The 16,517-nt window shown below is 62.8% G+C and carries 13 protein-coding genes; 6 read left to right on the plus strand and 7 right to left on the minus strand.

The genetic code is table 11. The features are described 5' to 3' along the window. Positions 1 to 35 precede the first annotated feature (35 nt). Genes lexA through BJ917_RS26035 form a run of 4 tightly spaced genes read left to right on the plus strand, consistent with a single transcriptional unit; the run spans position 36 to position 5,767 of the window. On the plus strand, positions 36 to 653 hold the full coding sequence (lexA, locus tag BJ917_RS26020) for a transcriptional repressor LexA (RefSeq protein ID WP_121105272.1): 618 nt from the start codon (positions 36 to 38) through the stop codon (positions 651 to 653). Further along, a complete protein-coding gene (gene imuA / locus BJ917_RS26025; protein ID WP_121105274.1) occupies positions 653 to 1,270 on the plus strand; it encodes a translesion DNA synthesis-associated protein ImuA in 618 nt (205 codons plus the stop codon). The genes lexA and imuA overlap by 1 nt, the downstream gene beginning before the upstream one ends. Before the next feature lie 7 nt (positions 1,271 to 1,277). Continuing rightward, the gene (locus BJ917_RS26030) at positions 1,278 to 2,693 is read left to right on the plus strand and encodes a DNA polymerase Y family protein (protein WP_096512005.1); all 1,416 of its coding nucleotides are present in this window, start codon (positions 1,278 to 1,280) and stop codon (positions 2,691 to 2,693) included. Further along, a complete protein-coding gene (locus BJ917_RS26035; protein WP_121105276.1) occupies positions 2,690 to 5,767 on the plus strand; it encodes an error-prone DNA polymerase in 3,078 nt (1,025 codons plus the stop codon). The genes BJ917_RS26030 and BJ917_RS26035 overlap by 4 nt, the downstream gene beginning before the upstream one ends. 131 nt (positions 5,768 to 5,898) lie before the next feature. On the opposite strand, the gene BJ917_RS26040 is transcribed toward BJ917_RS26035, so the two are convergent. The 7 genes from BJ917_RS26040 to BJ917_RS26070 all read right to left on the minus strand — a co-directional run bounded on the left by BJ917_RS26040 (position 5,899) and on the right by BJ917_RS26070 (position 13,260). After that, positions 5,899 to 6,561, minus strand: a complete 663-nt coding sequence (locus tag BJ917_RS26040; protein WP_121105278.1) for a flavin reductase family protein — start codon at positions 6,559 to 6,561, stop codon at positions 5,899 to 5,901. A 12-nt stretch (positions 6,562 to 6,573) separates the two neighbouring features. Continuing rightward, on the minus strand, positions 6,574 to 8,061 hold the full coding sequence (locus BJ917_RS26045; protein WP_121105280.1) for an amidohydrolase family protein: 1,488 nt from the start codon (positions 8,059 to 8,061) through the stop codon (positions 6,574 to 6,576). Then, complete coding sequence (locus BJ917_RS26050; RefSeq protein WP_121105282.1) at positions 8,058 to 9,254, minus strand: amidohydrolase family protein; 1,197 nt, start codon at positions 9,252 to 9,254, stop codon at positions 8,058 to 8,060. The genes BJ917_RS26045 and BJ917_RS26050 overlap by 4 nt, the downstream gene beginning before the upstream one ends. Before the next feature lie 147 nt (positions 9,255 to 9,401). After that, positions 9,402 to 10,454: an extracellular solute-binding protein gene (locus BJ917_RS26055; protein WP_096512000.1), complete on the minus strand. Its 1,053-nt coding sequence runs from the start codon at positions 10,452 to 10,454 to the stop codon at positions 9,402 to 9,404. 19 nt (positions 10,455 to 10,473) lie between these two features. Further along, complete coding sequence (locus BJ917_RS26060; RefSeq protein WP_096511999.1) at positions 10,474 to 11,262, minus strand: ABC transporter permease; 789 nt, start codon at positions 11,260 to 11,262, stop codon at positions 10,474 to 10,476. Then, the gene (locus BJ917_RS26065; RefSeq protein WP_096511998.1) at positions 11,259 to 12,176 is read right to left on the minus strand and encodes an ABC transporter permease; all 918 of its coding nucleotides are present in this window, start codon (positions 12,174 to 12,176) and stop codon (positions 11,259 to 11,261) included. The genes BJ917_RS26060 and BJ917_RS26065 overlap by 4 nt, the downstream gene beginning before the upstream one ends. A 1-nt stretch (position 12,177) precedes the next feature. After that, positions 12,178 to 13,260, minus strand: a complete 1,083-nt coding sequence (locus BJ917_RS26070; RefSeq protein ID WP_121105284.1) for an ABC transporter ATP-binding protein — start codon at positions 13,258 to 13,260, stop codon at positions 12,178 to 12,180. Between the two features lie 140 nt (positions 13,261 to 13,400). On the opposite strand from BJ917_RS26070, the gene BJ917_RS26075 reads away from it, so the two are divergent. Then, positions 13,401 to 14,090 (plus strand): GntR family transcriptional regulator, encoded by a 690-nt coding sequence (locus tag BJ917_RS26075; RefSeq protein WP_095194661.1) that lies wholly within the window; start codon positions 13,401 to 13,403, stop codon positions 14,088 to 14,090. A gap of 253 nt (positions 14,091 to 14,343) precedes the next feature. After that, positions 14,344 to 16,407 carry a PAS domain-containing sensor histidine kinase gene (locus BJ917_RS26085; RefSeq protein ID WP_096511995.1) on the plus strand — a complete coding sequence of 688 codons (2,064 nt, stop codon included), beginning with the start codon at positions 14,344 to 14,346 and terminating at the stop codon, positions 16,405 to 16,407. Positions 16,408 to 16,517: the final 110 nt, after the last annotated feature.

Genomic DNA, 16,517 nt, shown 5'->3' on the forward strand with positions numbered 1-16,517 from the left:
ACAGTTCTTGTAAGAAAATTCGCAGAAGAGTACAAATGTACTCCATGACGACATTAACTCCCCGCCGTACCGCCATCCTGACCTTTATCCGCGATCGAATCGCCGAGCACGGTCAGTCCCCGAGCCTCGCTGAAATCAGCGAGGCGTTCGGTTTTGCCTCGCGCAGTGTGGCGCGCAAGCATGTGCTGGCGCTCACCGAAGCCGGGTTTATCGAGGTCAACCCGCATCAGGCCCGGGGCATCCGCCTGCTCGGGCAGCCGCCGCGCCCCGAATTGCTGGATATCCCGGTGCTCGGCCGGGTGGCGGCCGGTGCGCCAATCGGCGCCGATGCCGAAATCCATGGCCGATTGCTGCTCGACCCGGCGATTTTCTCCCGGGCACCGGACTACATGCTGCGGGTGCGCGGCGACTCGATGATCGAAGACGGCATTCTCGACGGCGATCTGGTGGGGGTGCACCGCAGCCCCGAGGCGGTCAATGGCCAGATCGTCGTGGCGCGGCTCGACGGCGAAGTCACCATCAAGCGCTTCGAACGGGTCGGCGACACAGTGCGCCTGCTGCCGCGCAACCCGGCCTATCAGCCGATCATCGTCGAAGCCGACCGGGACCTGGCCATCGAAGGGGTGTTCTGCGGCCTGGTGAGGCAAGGCTGATGGGTGCCGTCGTTGCGCTGGAGACGCTGTTCAATGGCGGCCAGGTCTGGAAGGGCCGGCCTGCGCCACCGGCCGCCAGCCCGCAACCCACCGGGCATGCCGCGCTGGATGCGGCGTTGCCCACGGGGGGCTGGCCCGAAGCGGCACTGAGCGAAATTCTCCTGGCCGGGCAGGGCGTGGGCGAACTGCAACTGGTGTGGCCGACGCTGGCACGGCTGTCGGCGGCGGGCGAGCGCATCGTGCTGGTGGCGCCGCCCTATGTGCCGTATCCCCAAGCCTGGCAGAGCGCCGGAGTCGATCTGCGCCAGTTGTCGATCATCCAGGCCAGCGAGCGCGATGCGTTGTGGGCGGCGGAGCAATGCCTGCGTTCGGGCAGTTGCGGCGCGGTGCTGTGCTGGCCGCACAAGGCCGACGACCGCGCCTTGCGCCGCTTGCAGGTGGCGGCGGAAACCGGCCAGACCCTGGCGTTCGCCTACCGTTCGCTCAGTGAAGCGATCAATCCTTCGCCAGCCGCCCTGCGCATCGCCATCGATGCCAGGCCTGCGCAATTGCGCGTGCTCAAGTGCCGGGGCGGCCTGGCCCGCTCGGCGCCGATTGCCTTCTGCGTGGGGCATTGAGGTTGCCATGCGCTGGGTGTGCATTCTGTTCCCGCAATTGGCGCTGGACGCGGTACTGCGTCAGCGCGCCGATCCCGACGAGCCACTGGCGCTGCTGACCGGTCCGGCCCAGCGCCGGGTGTTGCAGGCGGTCAACGGGCCGGCGCGAGCGCTGGGGCTGCGTCCCGGCCAGTCCATGAGCGCCGCCCAGGCCTTGAGCAAAGGCTTTGCCACGGCCGAGTACGACCTCACCGACATCGAACACTGGCAGCAATTTCTGGCCGCTTGGGCCTACCGCTTCAGTGCCCAGGTCAGCGTGCATTACCCGCGGGCGCTGGTGTTTGAAATCGAGTCCAGCCTGGGCCTGTTCGGCGCCTGGCCGCAATTGGAGGCGCGCTTGCGCAGCGAACTCGGCGAACTGGGCTTTCGTCACCGCATTGTCGCCGCGCCCAACCCGGTGGCGGCGCGGATGCTGGCCAATGCCTATGACGGCCTGGTGGTGCCCGACGATCACGCCTTGCAGCATTACCTCGGACAATTGCCCGTGGACCGCATCGGCCTGGAACCCGGCGTTGCCACGGCGTTGTCGCGCATGGGGCTGCGCACCTTGAGCCAGGTGCAGGCGTTGCCCCGGCAGAGTCTGGCCCGGCGTTTCGAGGCCCGGGTGCTCAAGCATCTGGACGACTTGTTCGGGTTGCGGCGGCTGGCGCTGGCGTTCTATCTGCCGCCGGATCGTTTCGATGTGCGCATCGAACTCAACTTCGATGTGCAGTCCCATCAGGCCCTGCTGTTTCCATTGCGCCGCTTGACCGGTGATCTCTCGGCGTTCCTCTGTGGCCGGGACAGCGGTGTGCAGCGCTTCGACCTGCACCTGGAACATGCAGGGTTGCCGGACACGCTGATCAAGGTCGGCCTGCTCAGTGCCGAACGCGATCCGGCGATGCTCTTCGAGCTGGCCCGGGGGCGGCTGGAGCAGGTCCAGGTCGAGGCACCGGTGCGCGGGTTTCGCCTGCGCGCCGAAGACTTGCCGGCCTTCGTGCCCCAGTGTCAGGAGCTGTTCGACGACCGCCCGCAGCAGTCCTTGCCCTGGGAGCAACTGCGCGAACGCCTGCGCGCACGGTTGGGGGACGATGCCGTGCATGGCCTGCGCTTTCAGGCCGATCACCGCCCCGAGTGTGCGTGGCAGGCCAGTGCCGACAGTCAGCCCTGTACGGGATTGCCCACCGTGAAACGACCGGGCTGGCTGCTGACCGAACCGCTGGCGGTGCATGAGGGCTCGACACGCATCCTCATGGGACCGGAGCGCATCGAGTCCGGTTGGTGGGATGGCGACGACGTGCGCCGCGATTACTACCTGATCGAAACCCGTGCCGGCCAGCAGGGCTGGGCCTGGCGAGCGGTCGGCGAGGGCGGCCCCTTGTGGTTGCAGGGCTGGTTCGCATGAGCACCGGGTATGCCGAGCTGCACTGCCTGTCGAATTTCAGTTTCCAGCGCGGTGCCTCCAGTGCCCTTGAGCTGTTTCAACGGGCCAAAAAACAGGGCTATCAGGCGCTGGCGATCACCGACGAATGCACCCTGGCCGGCATCGTCCGTGCCTGGCAAGCGGCGAAGTCCGTCGAGCTGCCGCTGATCATCGGCAGCGAAATGCGCATCGAGAACGGCCCGAAACTGGTGCTGCTGGTGGAGAACCTCGAGGGTTACCAGACCCTGTGTCGGCTGATCACCCGGGCCCGCCGTCGTACGCAGAAAGGCCAGTATCAAATCCTGCGCGATGACTTCAGCGAACCGCTGCCGGGGCTGCTGGCGTTGTGGGTGCCGGACACGGTGGATGACATCGAGTCGGGTCGCTGGCTGAAGCAGGTGTTCGCCGAGCGCCTGTGGCTGGCGGTGCAGTTGCATCGCGGTCAGGACGATACCCGGCGCCTGAACGATCTGCTGAGCCTGGCCAGGGAACTGCGCATCCCTGCCGTGGCCAGCGGCGATGTGCACATGCACGCTCGCGGTCGCCGCGCCTTGCAGGACACCATGACCGCGATCCGTCACCATCTGCCGGTGGCCGATGCCGGGTTGCGCCTGCACCCCAATGGCGAACGGCACCTGCGCAGTCTCGAGGTCCTGCGCGAGCTTTATCCGCCCGCCTTGCTCGACGAAACGCTGGCCATCGCCCGGCGCTGCACGTTCGACCTCGGCCAGTTGCGTTATCAGTATCCGCGGGAGCTGGTGCCTGAGGGGCACACGGCCAGCTCCTGGCTGCGCGAGTTGACCGAGCGGGGCATTCGCCAGCGATGGCCCGCCGGTGCGAGTGAGAAGGTGCGCGGGCTGATCGACAAGGAACTTGGGCTGATCGCCGAGCTGGGGTATGAAAGCTATTTCCTGACCGTTCAGGACGTCGTGGCATTCGCCAGGCGCGAGAAAATCCTCTGTCAGGGCCGGGGTTCGGCGGCCAACTCGGCGGTGTGTTTTGCCTTGGGCATCACCGAGATCGATCCGGACCGGATGAACATGTTGTTCGAGCGTTTTCTTTCCAGGGAGCGCGACGAACCGCCGGATATCGATGTGGACTTTGAGCACGAGCGCCGCGAAGAAGTCTTGCAGTACGTGTTCCAGCGCTATGGCCGGGCACGCGCGGCGCTGACCGCCGTGGTCAGTACTTACCATGCCGCTGGCGCGGTGCGTGATGTGGCCAAGGCGCTGGGGTTGCCGCCGGATCAGATCAATGCCCTGGCCGATTGCTGCGGTCACTGGAGCGACGAAACCCCACCCGTGGAGCGCTTGCTGGAGGGTGGTTTCGACCCCGAGAGCCCGGTGCTGCGCCGCGTACTGAGCCTCACCGGGCAACTGATCGGCTTCCCCCGGCACTTGTCCCAGCACCCCGGTGGTTTCGTGATTTCCGAGCACCCGCTGGACACGCTGGTGCCGGTGGAAAACGCCGCCATGGCCGAGCGCACCATCATTCAATGGGACAAGGACGATCTGGACGCGGTCGGCTTGCTCAAGGTCGATATCCTCGCGTTGGGCATGCTCAGTGCCATTCGCCGTTGCTTCGATCTGTTGCGCCGTCATCGCGATCTGGATTTGAGTCTGGCAACGATTCCCTCCGAAGACTCGTCAACCTACGACATGATTGGCCGTGCCGACACCATCGGCGTGTTCCAGATCGAGTCACGGGCGCAGATGTCGATGCTGCCCAGGCTCAAGCCACGCAAGTTCTATGACCTGGTGATCGAAGTGGCCATCGTTCGCCCGGGGCCGATTCAGGGGGGGATGGTGCATCCGTACCTGCGACGGCGAAACAAGGAGGAGCCGGAGAGCTACCCGTCGCCAGAGCTCAAGGTGGTACTGGAAAGAACCCTTGGCGTACCGCTGTTCCAGGAACAGGTGATGCAGATCGCCATCGTCGCCGCCGACTACAGCCCCGGCGAGGCCGATCAGTTGCGCCGCTCGATGGCGGCCTGGAAGCGTCACGGCGGGCTCGAACCGCACAAGGACCGACTGGCCGCCGGCATGAAGAAAAACGGCTACAGCGCCGAATTCGCCGCGCAGATCTTCGAACAGATCAAGGGCTTTGGCAGCTACGGTTTTCCCGAGTCCCACGCCGCCAGTTTTGCCCTGCTGACGTACGCCAGTTGCTGGTTGAAATGCCATGAGCCGGCGGCGTTCGCCTGTGCGCTGATCAATAGTTGGCCCATGGGCTTCTACAGTCCCGACCAGATTCTGCAGGACGCACGGCGCCATCATTTGCAGATTCTCCCGGTGGACGTGCGGGCCAGCGATTGGGATTGCAGCCTGGAACCGATCACCGGCGCACAACCGGCGATTCGCATGGGCTTGCGAATGATCAAGGGTTTTCGCGAGGACGATGCCCGGCGCATCGAGGCGGCACGATCCAGGGGCGCCTTTGCCGACATCGCCGACCTTGGCGAACGGGCGCAGCTGGACGCCCGTGCCCAGGAGCAACTGGCCGATGCCGGCGCGTTGCGAGGCTTGGCAGGTGACCGTCATCGGGCGCGCTGGGAAGTGGCGGGGGTGCAGAAGCAGCTCGGCCTGTTCGCCAGCCTGCCCCGTCAGGAGGAAGGTGCGGTGGCGCTGCCCAAACCGACGGTCGGCGAAGACCTGCGGGCCGATTACGCCAGCGTCGGCACCACCCTGGGGCCGCATCCGCTGGCGTTGTTGCGCGGTGAGTTGAAAGCCCGGCGTTGCCGCAGTTCGAAGGAACTGCTGGAGGTCGAGCACGGGCGACCGGTGAGCGTTGCCGGACTGGTGACCGGTCGACAACGGCCGGGTACCGCCAGCGGCGTGACCTTCGTCACCCTGGAAGACGAGTTCGGCAACGTCAACGTCGTGGTCTGGCGCGACCTGGCCGATCGGCAACGCAAGGTGTTGGTCGGCTCGCAGTTGTTGAAAGTCGATGGGCGCTGGGAGAAGGAGGGCGAGGTGCGGCACCTGATTGCCGGACGCTTGAGTGACCTCAGTCCACTGCTCGACGGCATCACCGTGCGCAGCCGGGATTTTCATTGATCTGTGACTGCAGCAGATCCCATGTGGGAGCGAGCCTGCTCGCGAAGAGGCCGGTACATTCAGCATTGATGTCAACTGACAGACCGCCTTCGCGAGCAGGCTCGCTCCCACAGGCTATGTGTGAAGGTTGATTACTTGATGATAGGCCAAAACCGCTCCCCACCCCCCGGCGCCTCCGTCCAGGCCTGCAACGAGCGGGTCGGCAGGTCAAAGTAATCCCGTGTGCGCGCATAACCATGGCCACCCATCCGTCCAATCGCATCAAGCCCCAGTTGATCGATGTACAGGGTTTTCGGATCGATCAATTCGTCCCGCACGTGGGCCATCAGCACTTCGCCAAAGATGATCTCCCGTGACTGGCCGATGGACAGCGCCATCATCCGCCGGCATTCCAGTGCCACCGGGGCTTCGCCGATGCGCGGGCATTTGACCGTGGTGCCGGGGATGGCGGTGAGGCCGGCGGCGGTCAGCTCATCGAAGCCGGGCGCAAAGGGTACGGCGCAGACGTTCATGGCCTCCACCAGGGCATCGCTGACGATGTTGACGGTGAATTCCTGGTTGAGCTGGATATTGCGCGTGGTGTCTTTCGGGCTCTGGTCGCCATAGTTTTCCACGCCCAGCGCCAGGATCGGCGGGTCGGCCGACAGCGCATTGAAGAAGCTGAATGGCGCGGCGTTGACGCGACCTTCACCGTCGACGGTGGTGACCAGGGCAATCGGGCGTGGCACTACGCTGCCGATCAGAATCTTGTATTTGTCCCGTGGGCTCAGTTGGCTGAAGTCGAAGCTTTGCATAGGCAGCGTTCTCTAAAGAAGGGGATCACTGGCGCACAATGGTGCCTGTGCGCTGTAGTCGTCGGCGAACGGAATGGCCGGTCGGAACAGGCTCTTCCAGTCCGGTTGACCGAAGGCCCGATCGCTGTGACTGCGCATCAGTTTTTCGAATTGTCGTTGGGCCTGGCGTTGCAGGGCGGGGTAGTCGATGCCCTTGACCTGACCGTCGTCCATCACGCACCGGCCGTCGATCCAACTGGCGATGCAATCGTCACCACGCCCGGCCAGCACCAGGTTTTTCAGCGGATCAAACAGCGGCCCCAGGTGCAGGCCACGCAGGTTGAACACGGTGATGTCGGCCTTGGCCCCCGGCGCCAGACGCCCAAGGTCATCGCGACCCAGGGCCTTGGCGCCGCCGAGGGTGGCGGCGTTGTACAGATCGAGCGTGCTGGTCAGCGCGTTGCCGCCCTCCATCAGCCGCGCGACGTTCAAACCCTGGCGCATGTTGTCCAGTAAATCCGCCGGCCAGGTGTCGGTGCCCAGGGCGACGTTGATGCCCTTGGCCCGATAACGACCGAACGAATTCAGCGCCTCGCCATCCCGGGCAAACACCACCGGGCAATGCACCAGGCTGGCGCCGCCGTCCACCAGCCGTTGCAAGTCATCGTCGCCATGGGTGTAGATGCCGTGGGGCAACAGGCTGCGCGGGGTCAGCAGGTCGAGCTGCTGCAACCAGCCCAACGGAGAGGCGCCACGCAGTTGCTCGACCATCGCCACTTCGCCGAGCCCCTGGCAGCAATGCAAACGCATCGGTGCATTCAGCTCGCGGCTCAGCGCTGCCGTACGTTGCAACAATGCGGGTGTACAAGTCTGGATGCGGTCCGGCAGCAGCGCACCTCGAATCAGGCCGCCATTCGCGCCATCGAAATCCCGGAAAAAACGCTGCGCCGCATCGAGCCCGGCCAGGCCCCGGGCTTCGTCCCAGTGGTGGGCCAGCGTGCCGTTCGCCTGCCAGTAACTCATGCCGCTCATATAGCAGGGGCCGAGGTAGGTGCGCAGCCCCAACTCGGCGGCCACGCCGGCCACCGCGGCAAACTCGTCGTACGTTTCCGCCCACTCGCGGTAATACATCGAGGTGATCGGCATGGCGGTGGTGATGCCGTTACGGATCAACTGAGTGAAGGCGTAGCGGTACTTGAAGACCTCTTCGTCCGGGCTGTAGCTCTCCCGTGGACCGCGCGCCAGATACTCGGCGGACCACATGCGGCCCATGTCGCGCTCGTCGCCGTTGTCCAGGGTCAGCACCGTGGAGTCGAGATCGCCCAGGGCATCCAGATCAATGAAACCGGGGCCGATCAGCGCGTTGCCATAGTCGATCCATTGATCTACCGGCCCTGGATAATCGCGTCCGACGAAGACAATGCGCGAGCCTTCGAAGACCACTCCGCCATTGCGCCATAGCACATGTTGCGTGCCGTCGAAACCGACTACGCAGCTGGCTCGCAAGCCGATGCGCTTCACAAACGACTGTCCAGCAAGCGGCCACCCGAAGCAATCAATTGCCCGTTGCGATACACCTGACGCACCGGCCGCGACACCACGGCTTCACCCAGGGTCTGCACCGGCATCAGCAAAAAGTCCGCTGGCCGACCGATCTCCACGCCATAGCCTTCGATACCCAGCGCCTGGGCACCATTCACGGTCGCCGCATCGAACGCCGCCGCCAGTTCCTCGTCCTTGTTCAAGTCGAAACGGAAGGCCAGCAACATCGCCCGCTCCAGCATGTCGCCATTGCCCATCGGTGACCACGCGTCACGAATGCCGTCCGAACCCAGGCAGACATTCACCCCGGTTTCGCGCAAGGCGAGGAACGGCGGCACCGCGCAATCGGCTGGCGCGGAACTCATCAACGAAATCCCCAATACCGCCAGGCGTTCGGCGACGGGTTTGACCTGGCTCCACGGCAGCATGCCCAGGCAATAGGCATGGCTGATCATCACCCGGCCCTGAAGCCCGAAGCGCTCGGTGTAGTCGGCGATCAATTTGATCTGCCAGAGACCCAGCTCGCCCTTGTCGTGCAGATGTATGTCCACGCCACGGTCGAACTCGCTGGCCAGTTTGAACACGAAATCCAGTTGCGCGATGGGATCGTTGTCGATGCCGCAGGGGTCGAGACCACCGACGTTTTCCACGCCCAGCGCCATGGCTTCGCGCATCAGTTCGGCAGTGCCGGGGCGGCTGATCAGGCCGGTTTGCGGGAACACCACCAGTTGCAGGTCGATCAGGTCGCGGTATTTTTCACGCAGTTGCTGCATGGCCTGGACATGACGCAGGCCGAATTCGGGGTCGATGTCGACGTGGCAGCGCAGGGTCAGCGAGCCACGGGCGATGCAGTTTTCCAGCAGCGCGCCCGCACGTTGCGCGATGGGAGCTTCGACTTCGCGCAGCACACGGCGCTCGTTGGCAATGTAGTCCTTGAGCGTCGGGCCGGCGCTGTTCGGGCGCCAGGGTTGGCCGTACAGGGTCTTGTCGAGATGCACGTGGCTTTCCACCAAAGCACCGGTGAGCAGTTGGTTGTGGCCGTCGATGTCGGTGGCGAGCAGTTCAGTGGTCGAAGCCGGGCGACGTTGGGTGAACCGGCCATTTTCGATCAGCAGGTCTTCGGCGGGGGCGCCGTAGGGGCGTACGTTGCGTAGCCAGCGGGGTTGAGTCATTGCATACCTCAAGTTTGGTGGTGAATTGGCGGGCCTCATCGCTGGCAAGCCAGCTCCCACAGTGATGTGTGTTGATCACAACATTTGTGAACACCCCAAACCCTGTGGGAGCTGGCTTGCCAGCGATGGCCGCGACTCGGTCTCGGATCAGCCCTTGAGCTTCGCCCAGATCCGGTCCTGCAGTTCCCGCGCCTTGTTGCTGCATTCCTTTTCAGGGCGCAGGCGCGAGGCGAATTCGTCGGGCATGTTGATGGCGTCCATCACCCGCCATTTGGCGTCGATCAGCTTGTCGCTCTGGATGCCGTTGGCATAGGCGATGGCGTTGGACACGGCGGCGGCGTTTTCCGGTTTCATCATCCAGTCGATGAAGATCTTCGCGTTGCCGGGGTGCGGTGCGCTTTTCGGTACGGCGAAGTTGTCCTGGAACATCGCCAGGCCTTCTTTCGGATACACGTACTTGATGGTGCTCTTCTGCAGTGTGGCCCGGGCAGTGGAGCCGTTCCAGTTCTGCATCATGATCACTTCACCGGAGGCCATGCGGTCGACGGTGTTGTCCGAGCTGTACATCTTCAGGAAGGGTTTCTGTTTTTGCAGCAATTCGAGGATGCGCTTGGCGTCCTGCGGGTTTTCGCTGCATTCGTCGACATTCAGGTAATGGCTGGCGGCATTGATCACACTGCTGGAGGTGTCGAGGGCGGCGAGTTGGCCTTGCAGTTCCTTGCGCGGTTCGAAGAATTCTTTCCACGAATCGTCCAGTTTGCCGCCAGGCACCCGCGCGCTGTCATAGGAGAACCCGGTGGTGCCCCACAGGTACGGCGCCGAGAATTTGCGGCCGGGGTCGAAACTCGGGTCACGGAACGCCGGTTTCACGTACTGGAAGTTGGGCAGGGTGGGGGTGTCGATTTCCAGCAGCAGGTTCTGGTTGATCAGGGTGCGCATGATCGACTGCGACGGCACGATCACGTCATAGGCGGCGCCACCGGCCTGCAACTTGGCCAGCAGGGTTTCGTTGCTGTCGTAGCCGTCCATGGTGACCTTGATCCCGGTCTCTTTTTCGAACTTGGCCAGCAGGTCCACCGGGTAGTAATCGGTCCAGTTGTAGAAGAACAATTCCTTGGGTTCGGCAGCCTGGGCACTGAAGGCGGTGAAGCAGCTCAGGGCCAGGCTGGCAACGGCGAAACGCAGGCTTTTTGTTTTCATGTTTGAAGCGCTCCAGGGTTTATTGGTTTTTGCCGCGCTGTCCCAGCCAGAAGGCCAGCACCACCAGCACGATGGAAATCACCAGCATCAGGGTCGAGATCGCGTTGATCTCCGGCGTCACGCCGGCCTTGATCGCCGAGAAGATGTACACCGGCAGGGTCGTGGAACCGGGGCCGGCAACGAAGAACGTCATGATGAAATCGTCGAGGCTGACCACGAACGCCAGCACCGAACCGGACAGCACCGCCGGCCACAACAGCGGCAGCGTCACCCGACGGAACACCTGCCACGGGTTGGCGTACAGATCGTTCGCCGCTTCCAGCAGGCTTTTGTCCAGGTCATTGAGCCGCGCCCGGATAGGCAGGTAGGCAAACGGAATGCAGAAGCCGACGTGCGCGACGATCACCGTCAGCAAACCGAGCTTGATGCCCAGCGCCATGAACAGCAGCAGGGTGGCGACGGCGGTGACGATCTCCGGCAGGATCAGCGGCAGGTTGATCCCGCCTTCGACCATCTTCTGTCCGTAGAACGGCCGGTAGGTCGCCAGTGCCGCGAGCAGGGCAATGGCGGTGGCGCAAACCGTGGCAATACTGGCGACGATGATCGAATTCAACGCGGCGGTCTGGATCGACGGGTTGGCCAGGATTCGCCCATACCAGTCCAGCGAGAACTCGGTCCACACCGTCGCCGAGCGGTTGGCGTTGAAGCTGTAGGCGATCAGCACAAAGATCGGCAGGTACAGATAGGCCAGCATCAACAGACTGACTTCACGGGTCAGGGGCAGTTTTTTCAGGTGCAGGGCGATCATGCTTGGGCTCCCCGACGCAGGGTCTTGGCGGCATTGCGGCTATAGAGGGCGTACAGCACCAGGGACAGCAGCATGATTCCCAGCAGCAGGAACGACAGCGAACTGCCCAGCGGCCAGTTACGTGCGGTGCCGAACTGTTGCTGGATCAGGTTGCCGATCATCAGGGTCTTGCCACCGCCAAGAATCGCCGGGGTGATGAACGCACCGAGGCTCGGCACGAACACCAGCAGCGAGCCGGCAATCACCCCCGGCATCGACAGCGGCAGGATGATCCGCCGCAAGGCGTGCCAGCGATTGGCACCCAGGTCATAGGCGGCTTCCACCAGGCGCCAGTCGAGTTTTTCCAGGGTCGAATAGATCGGCAGGATCATGAACGGCAGGAAGCTGTAGACCAGCCCGACACTGACCGCGAAGTCGTTGTAGAGCAGGGTGATGCCACCGGCGGAAGGGAACAGTGCATTGAGGCTCTGGGCGACCCAGCCTTGTTCACGCAGGATGATTAGCCAGGCGTAGTTGCGGATCAGCAGGTTGGTCCAGAACGGGATGGTGATCAGCAGCACCATCAGGTTGCGCCGGCGCGGTGTCAGGCTCGACATCCACAGCGCCACCGGAAAGCCGAACAGGAAACACAACACTGTGGTGCCGCCGGCCTGGAACACCGAGCGGATCAGCGCCTGGGCGTAGACCCAATTGAGCTCAAGCTCACCGTCGAAGCCTTCCTGGAAAAACAGCTGCACGTAGCTTTGCAATTGCCAGTTGGCCTGCCAGTCGACGCCACCGTAGACGTTGCGCGGCAACAGGCTGATGTAGCCCATGATGCCCAGCGGAATGGCGATCAGGGCCAGCAGGGTCAAAACCACCGGGCTGAGCAACAGCGCCCGGTTGAGGGCGGGGGAAGTGCTGCTGACGCTCATCTCAGGCCTCCATCAACAGGCAGGCGTGGGGCGGCAGGTTGACCGCCACGCGATCGCCGACCCCGCGGTTGCGGTTCAGGCCTTCGTTGTTCTCGCGCAGCATGACCTTGATATCGTTGTTCAGGCGGCATTGGTAAAGGGTCGCGGTGCCGACGTACAGCACGGCTTCGATCACGCCGCGCAGGTGATGCGGTTGCGTCGGGTCCACCAGTTGCGAACGCTCCGGGCGGAACGCCAGTTGCACCTTGCCGTCGATGCCTTGGGGCGGGCAGGGGATTTCCACCGGCATGCCGCTGGGCACGAACAGGTTCTCGTTGTGCTGGCCGCGCTTGAGATGACCCGGCAGGAAGTTGATGTCACCGATGAACTGGGCGACGAACTGGTGCTGCGGCCGTTCGTAGATGTCGTTGGGGGTGCCGATCTGCAGGATCTTGCCGGCGGACATCACGGCAATGCGATCGGACAAGGTCAGGGCTTCTTCCTGATCGTGGGTGACGAAAATGAAGGTGATCCCGGCTTCCTTCTGCACGCGCTTGAGTTCGACCTGCATCTCCTTGCGCAACTTGAGGTCCAGCGCTGACAGCGGTTCATCCAGCAACAGTACTTTCGGTTTTGGCGCCAGGGCCCGGGCCAGAGCCACCCGTTGCTGTTGGCCGCCGGACAGTTCCGCCGGTTTGCGCTTGGCCAGGTGCTGCATCTGCACCAGCGCCAGCATTTCATCGACCCGTTGCGGAATCTGCTTGCGATCAAGACCCTGCATCTCAAGCCCGAAGGCGATATTCTGCGCAACACTCATGTGCGGAAACAGTGCGTAACTCTGGAACACCGTGTTGACCCGGCGCTTGAAGGGCGGCAGGTCGTTGACCGGTTCCCCCGCAAGTCGGATTTCACCGTCGCTGACATGCTCGAAGCCGGCGATGGTGCGCAGCAGGGTGGTTTTGCCACAGCCGGAGGGGCCGAGCAGGGTGAAGAACTCGTTGTCGGCAATGTCGACCGAGACGTTGTCCAGGGCTGGAGCCAGTCCTGGATCGTCGGAATACCGCTTGGAGACGTTACGCACTTCGATTGCAACTGGATGACCCATAATGGTGCATTCCTCTAATTATTGTATGCAAAATCTGGATGCAATTTAGAAATACCCGGATTAACCTGCTCTTGCAACCCCCCTTTTCAAGGCTGTTCATTCGCCTTGGGTCGGTCGCATAGCGCTGAAGGAGTCTTCGTATGGCGGAAAAGAAATTGGAAACAACGGTCGATCGCGTCTACCAAGGGGTTTACGAAGCGATCAGCAAGCGCACCCTGCGGCCCGGCATGAAACTCGGTGAGGCTTCGCTGGCTGAACTTTTCAATGTCAGCCGCACGTCGGTTCGTGCCGCCCTCAAGCAGTTGGAAGCCGATGGCCTGGTCACCACCGAGCCCAATAAAGGGGCGTCGGTGTCGTTGCCCAGCGACGAAGAAATCCGTTCGCTGTTCGAAACCCGGCGCCTGGTCGAGATCGGCATCGTCAGCGAGTTGTGCCGGCGTCGCGACACCGCGGTGACCCAGGATCTGCGCGATCATTTATTGCTGGAGGACGAAGCGCACCAGAGCGGCGACCATGAGCGACTGATTCATCTGCTCGGCGAGTTCCACATCAAACTCGCCCGCAGCCTGAACAATCCGGTGTTGCTCGACTGGTTCCAGAAGCTGATTTCCCGCGCCTCGCTATACGCCGCCGCGCTGGATGACGACAGCCACGAAGCCTGTCGCGATGACGAGCATTTGCGCTTGATCGAGTACATCGAGGCGGGTAATCAGAGTGCGGCGATCGAGTTGACCTGCATGCACTTGAACGGCATCGAGAAAGCGATTCTCGATGTCGCCGCTACGTTGAAAACCAGCTACAACCCGCTCAAGCATTTGATTGAGGTGTAATTCACGCTGGAGATCAAACTGTGGGAGCGAGCCTGCTCGCGAAGGCTGAGTGTCAGGCACCATCGATGTTGAATGTACCGGACTCTTCGCGAGCAGGCTCGCTCCCACAGGGAACTCTGGATACCACTGAAATCAGCTATACCTCTATGAAACCATTGGCATCCGCGATGCTCGAAACAAACGGGTGCAGATACAGAGCCAGCCAATGCAGTTTCTAGACGATAGCCACGGGTGTGCCGGCTGGTGCGGCGAAATGGCCGGGCGTATTCGTGCGTTCGACTGGAGCCGTACCGAACTGGGTGCCATCGACACCTGGCCCAGGAGCCTGAACAGCACGGTGCAGTTGATGCTCGCCTCACCGCTGCCGATGGTGATGCTCTGGGGCCGGCCAGGCTACATGATCTATAACGACGCCTATTCGAAGTTCGCCGGCGGTCGCCATCCCTATCTGTTGGGTTCACCAGTGGAACTGGGCTGGCCGGAAGTCGCCGATTTCAACCGGCATGTGGTCGATACCTGCCTGGCCGGCGGCACCTTGTCCTATCGCAATAAAGTGCTGGTGCTGTTACGCGACGGGGTGCCTGAAGACGTCTGGCTGGACCTGTATTACAGCCCGGTCGCCAATGATGACGGCTGTCCTGCCGGGGTCATGGCAATGGTGGTCGAAACCACCGAATTCGTGATTTCCGAGCGCCTGCGCCAGGCTGCCGAAAATGCTTATCGCGCCGACAACGAACGGGTGCGCCTGGCATTGAATGCCGGGGCCTTGCTCGGCTCGTTCGTCTGGGACATCAAGGCCGATGTACTGAGCGGCGATGAGCGCTTTGCCCGCACGTTTTCCTATCCCGCCGGGCAGAACCTGGACAACTTGCCCCAGGAGATCGCCGAAGCGCACATCCATCCCGATGATCGCAGCTGGGTTCAGGAGCAGATCAAACAATCCATGGAAACGGCTGTGCCCTATAACGCCGAATACCGGGTGTTGCGCCCGGATGGCAGTTACCTGTGGGTGCTCGCCAGCGGTTGCTGCGAGTTCAATGAGCTGGGCGAACCGTTTCGCTTTCCCGGGGTGTTGATCGACATCCATGAGCGCAAGGCCGCCGAAGATTCCCTGCTCAAGTTCACCCGAAATCTGGAGCAGCGCGTGGCCGACGAAGTCGAAGCGCGGCTGGCGGCGGAAGAGCAACTGCGTCAGTCACAGAAGCTCGAAGCCATCGGCGGCCTGACCGGTGGCGTGGCCCACGACTTCAATAACCTGTTGCAAGTCATCGCCGGCAACCTGCACTTGCTGGCGCGCCATGAGCCGGACAATGCCAACGTGCAACGGCGGGTAACGGCGTCGATTGCCGCCGTCGAGCGCGGCGCCAAACTGTCTTCGCAATTGCTCGCCTTCGCGCGACGCCAGCCGTTGTCCCCGGCGATTTGCACGCCGCAGCAGATTTTCGACGGTCTTGGCGAACTGTTGCAGCGCGCACTGGGGGAAACCATCCAGATCCAGATGAGCGCCGTGGCGGACCCCTGGCCGGTATTCGTCGATCGCAATCAACTGGAAAACACCATCCTCAATCTGGCGATCAATGCCCGTGATGCGATGAGCGGCGAGGGGACCATCGAGCTCAACGCCCAAAACATCACCCTCGACCCTGCGTTCTGCGCGGGTAAGGGCATCGTCGCCGGCGACTACGTGTGCGTGACCGTGGCTGACACCGGCACTGGCATGCCGCCGCAGGTGCTCGACCAGGCCTTCGAACCGTTTTTCACCACCAAGCCCGACGGCCAGGGTACGGGGCTAGGCCTGAGCATGGTGTTCGGTTTCGTCAAACAGAGCGGCGGGCATATCGAGATCGCCAGCGTCGTCGGGGAGGGCACCCGGGTTCAGCTGTATTTCCCGCGCAGCCTGCGGCCGGTGGACAGTCAAACAACGGTTCCGGACGTGCAGCCGCGGGGCGGACACGAACGGATTCTGGTGGTCGAGGACAATGAAGCGGTGCGTACCTCGACCGTGGAGTTGCTGCGCGAAGAGGGTTATCAGGTGCTGACCGCCGCCAATGCCGACATCGCCATGCAGATGTTGCTGGAGGGCGAGTTGGTGGACCTGATCTTCACCGATGTGGTCATGCCCGGCCTGATCAAGAGTTCGGACCTCGCGGCGTGGGCGAAAGTGCAGAGCCCGCCATTGGTCGTGCTGTTCACCTCCGGCCACACCCGTGACATTATCTCGCGCAACCACCAGCTCAGCCCTGACACCCATTTGCTGAGCAAGCCCTATAGCCCGCAAGCGTTGACCCAAATGATCCGCACAGTCCTCAATGCTTAAAGACACCAAACCTGTAGGAGCAAAGCTTGCTCGCGATAGCGGTGTGTCAGGCAGTACGCTATCGCGAGCAAGCTTTGCTCCTACAGGTTCGCGTTACTCCTTTGAACCTT

This window comes from Pseudomonas sp. WPR_5_2, assembly GCF_003634475.1.
Taxonomy (GTDB): domain Bacteria; phylum Pseudomonadota; class Gammaproteobacteria; order Pseudomonadales; family Pseudomonadaceae; genus Aquipseudomonas; species Aquipseudomonas izuensis.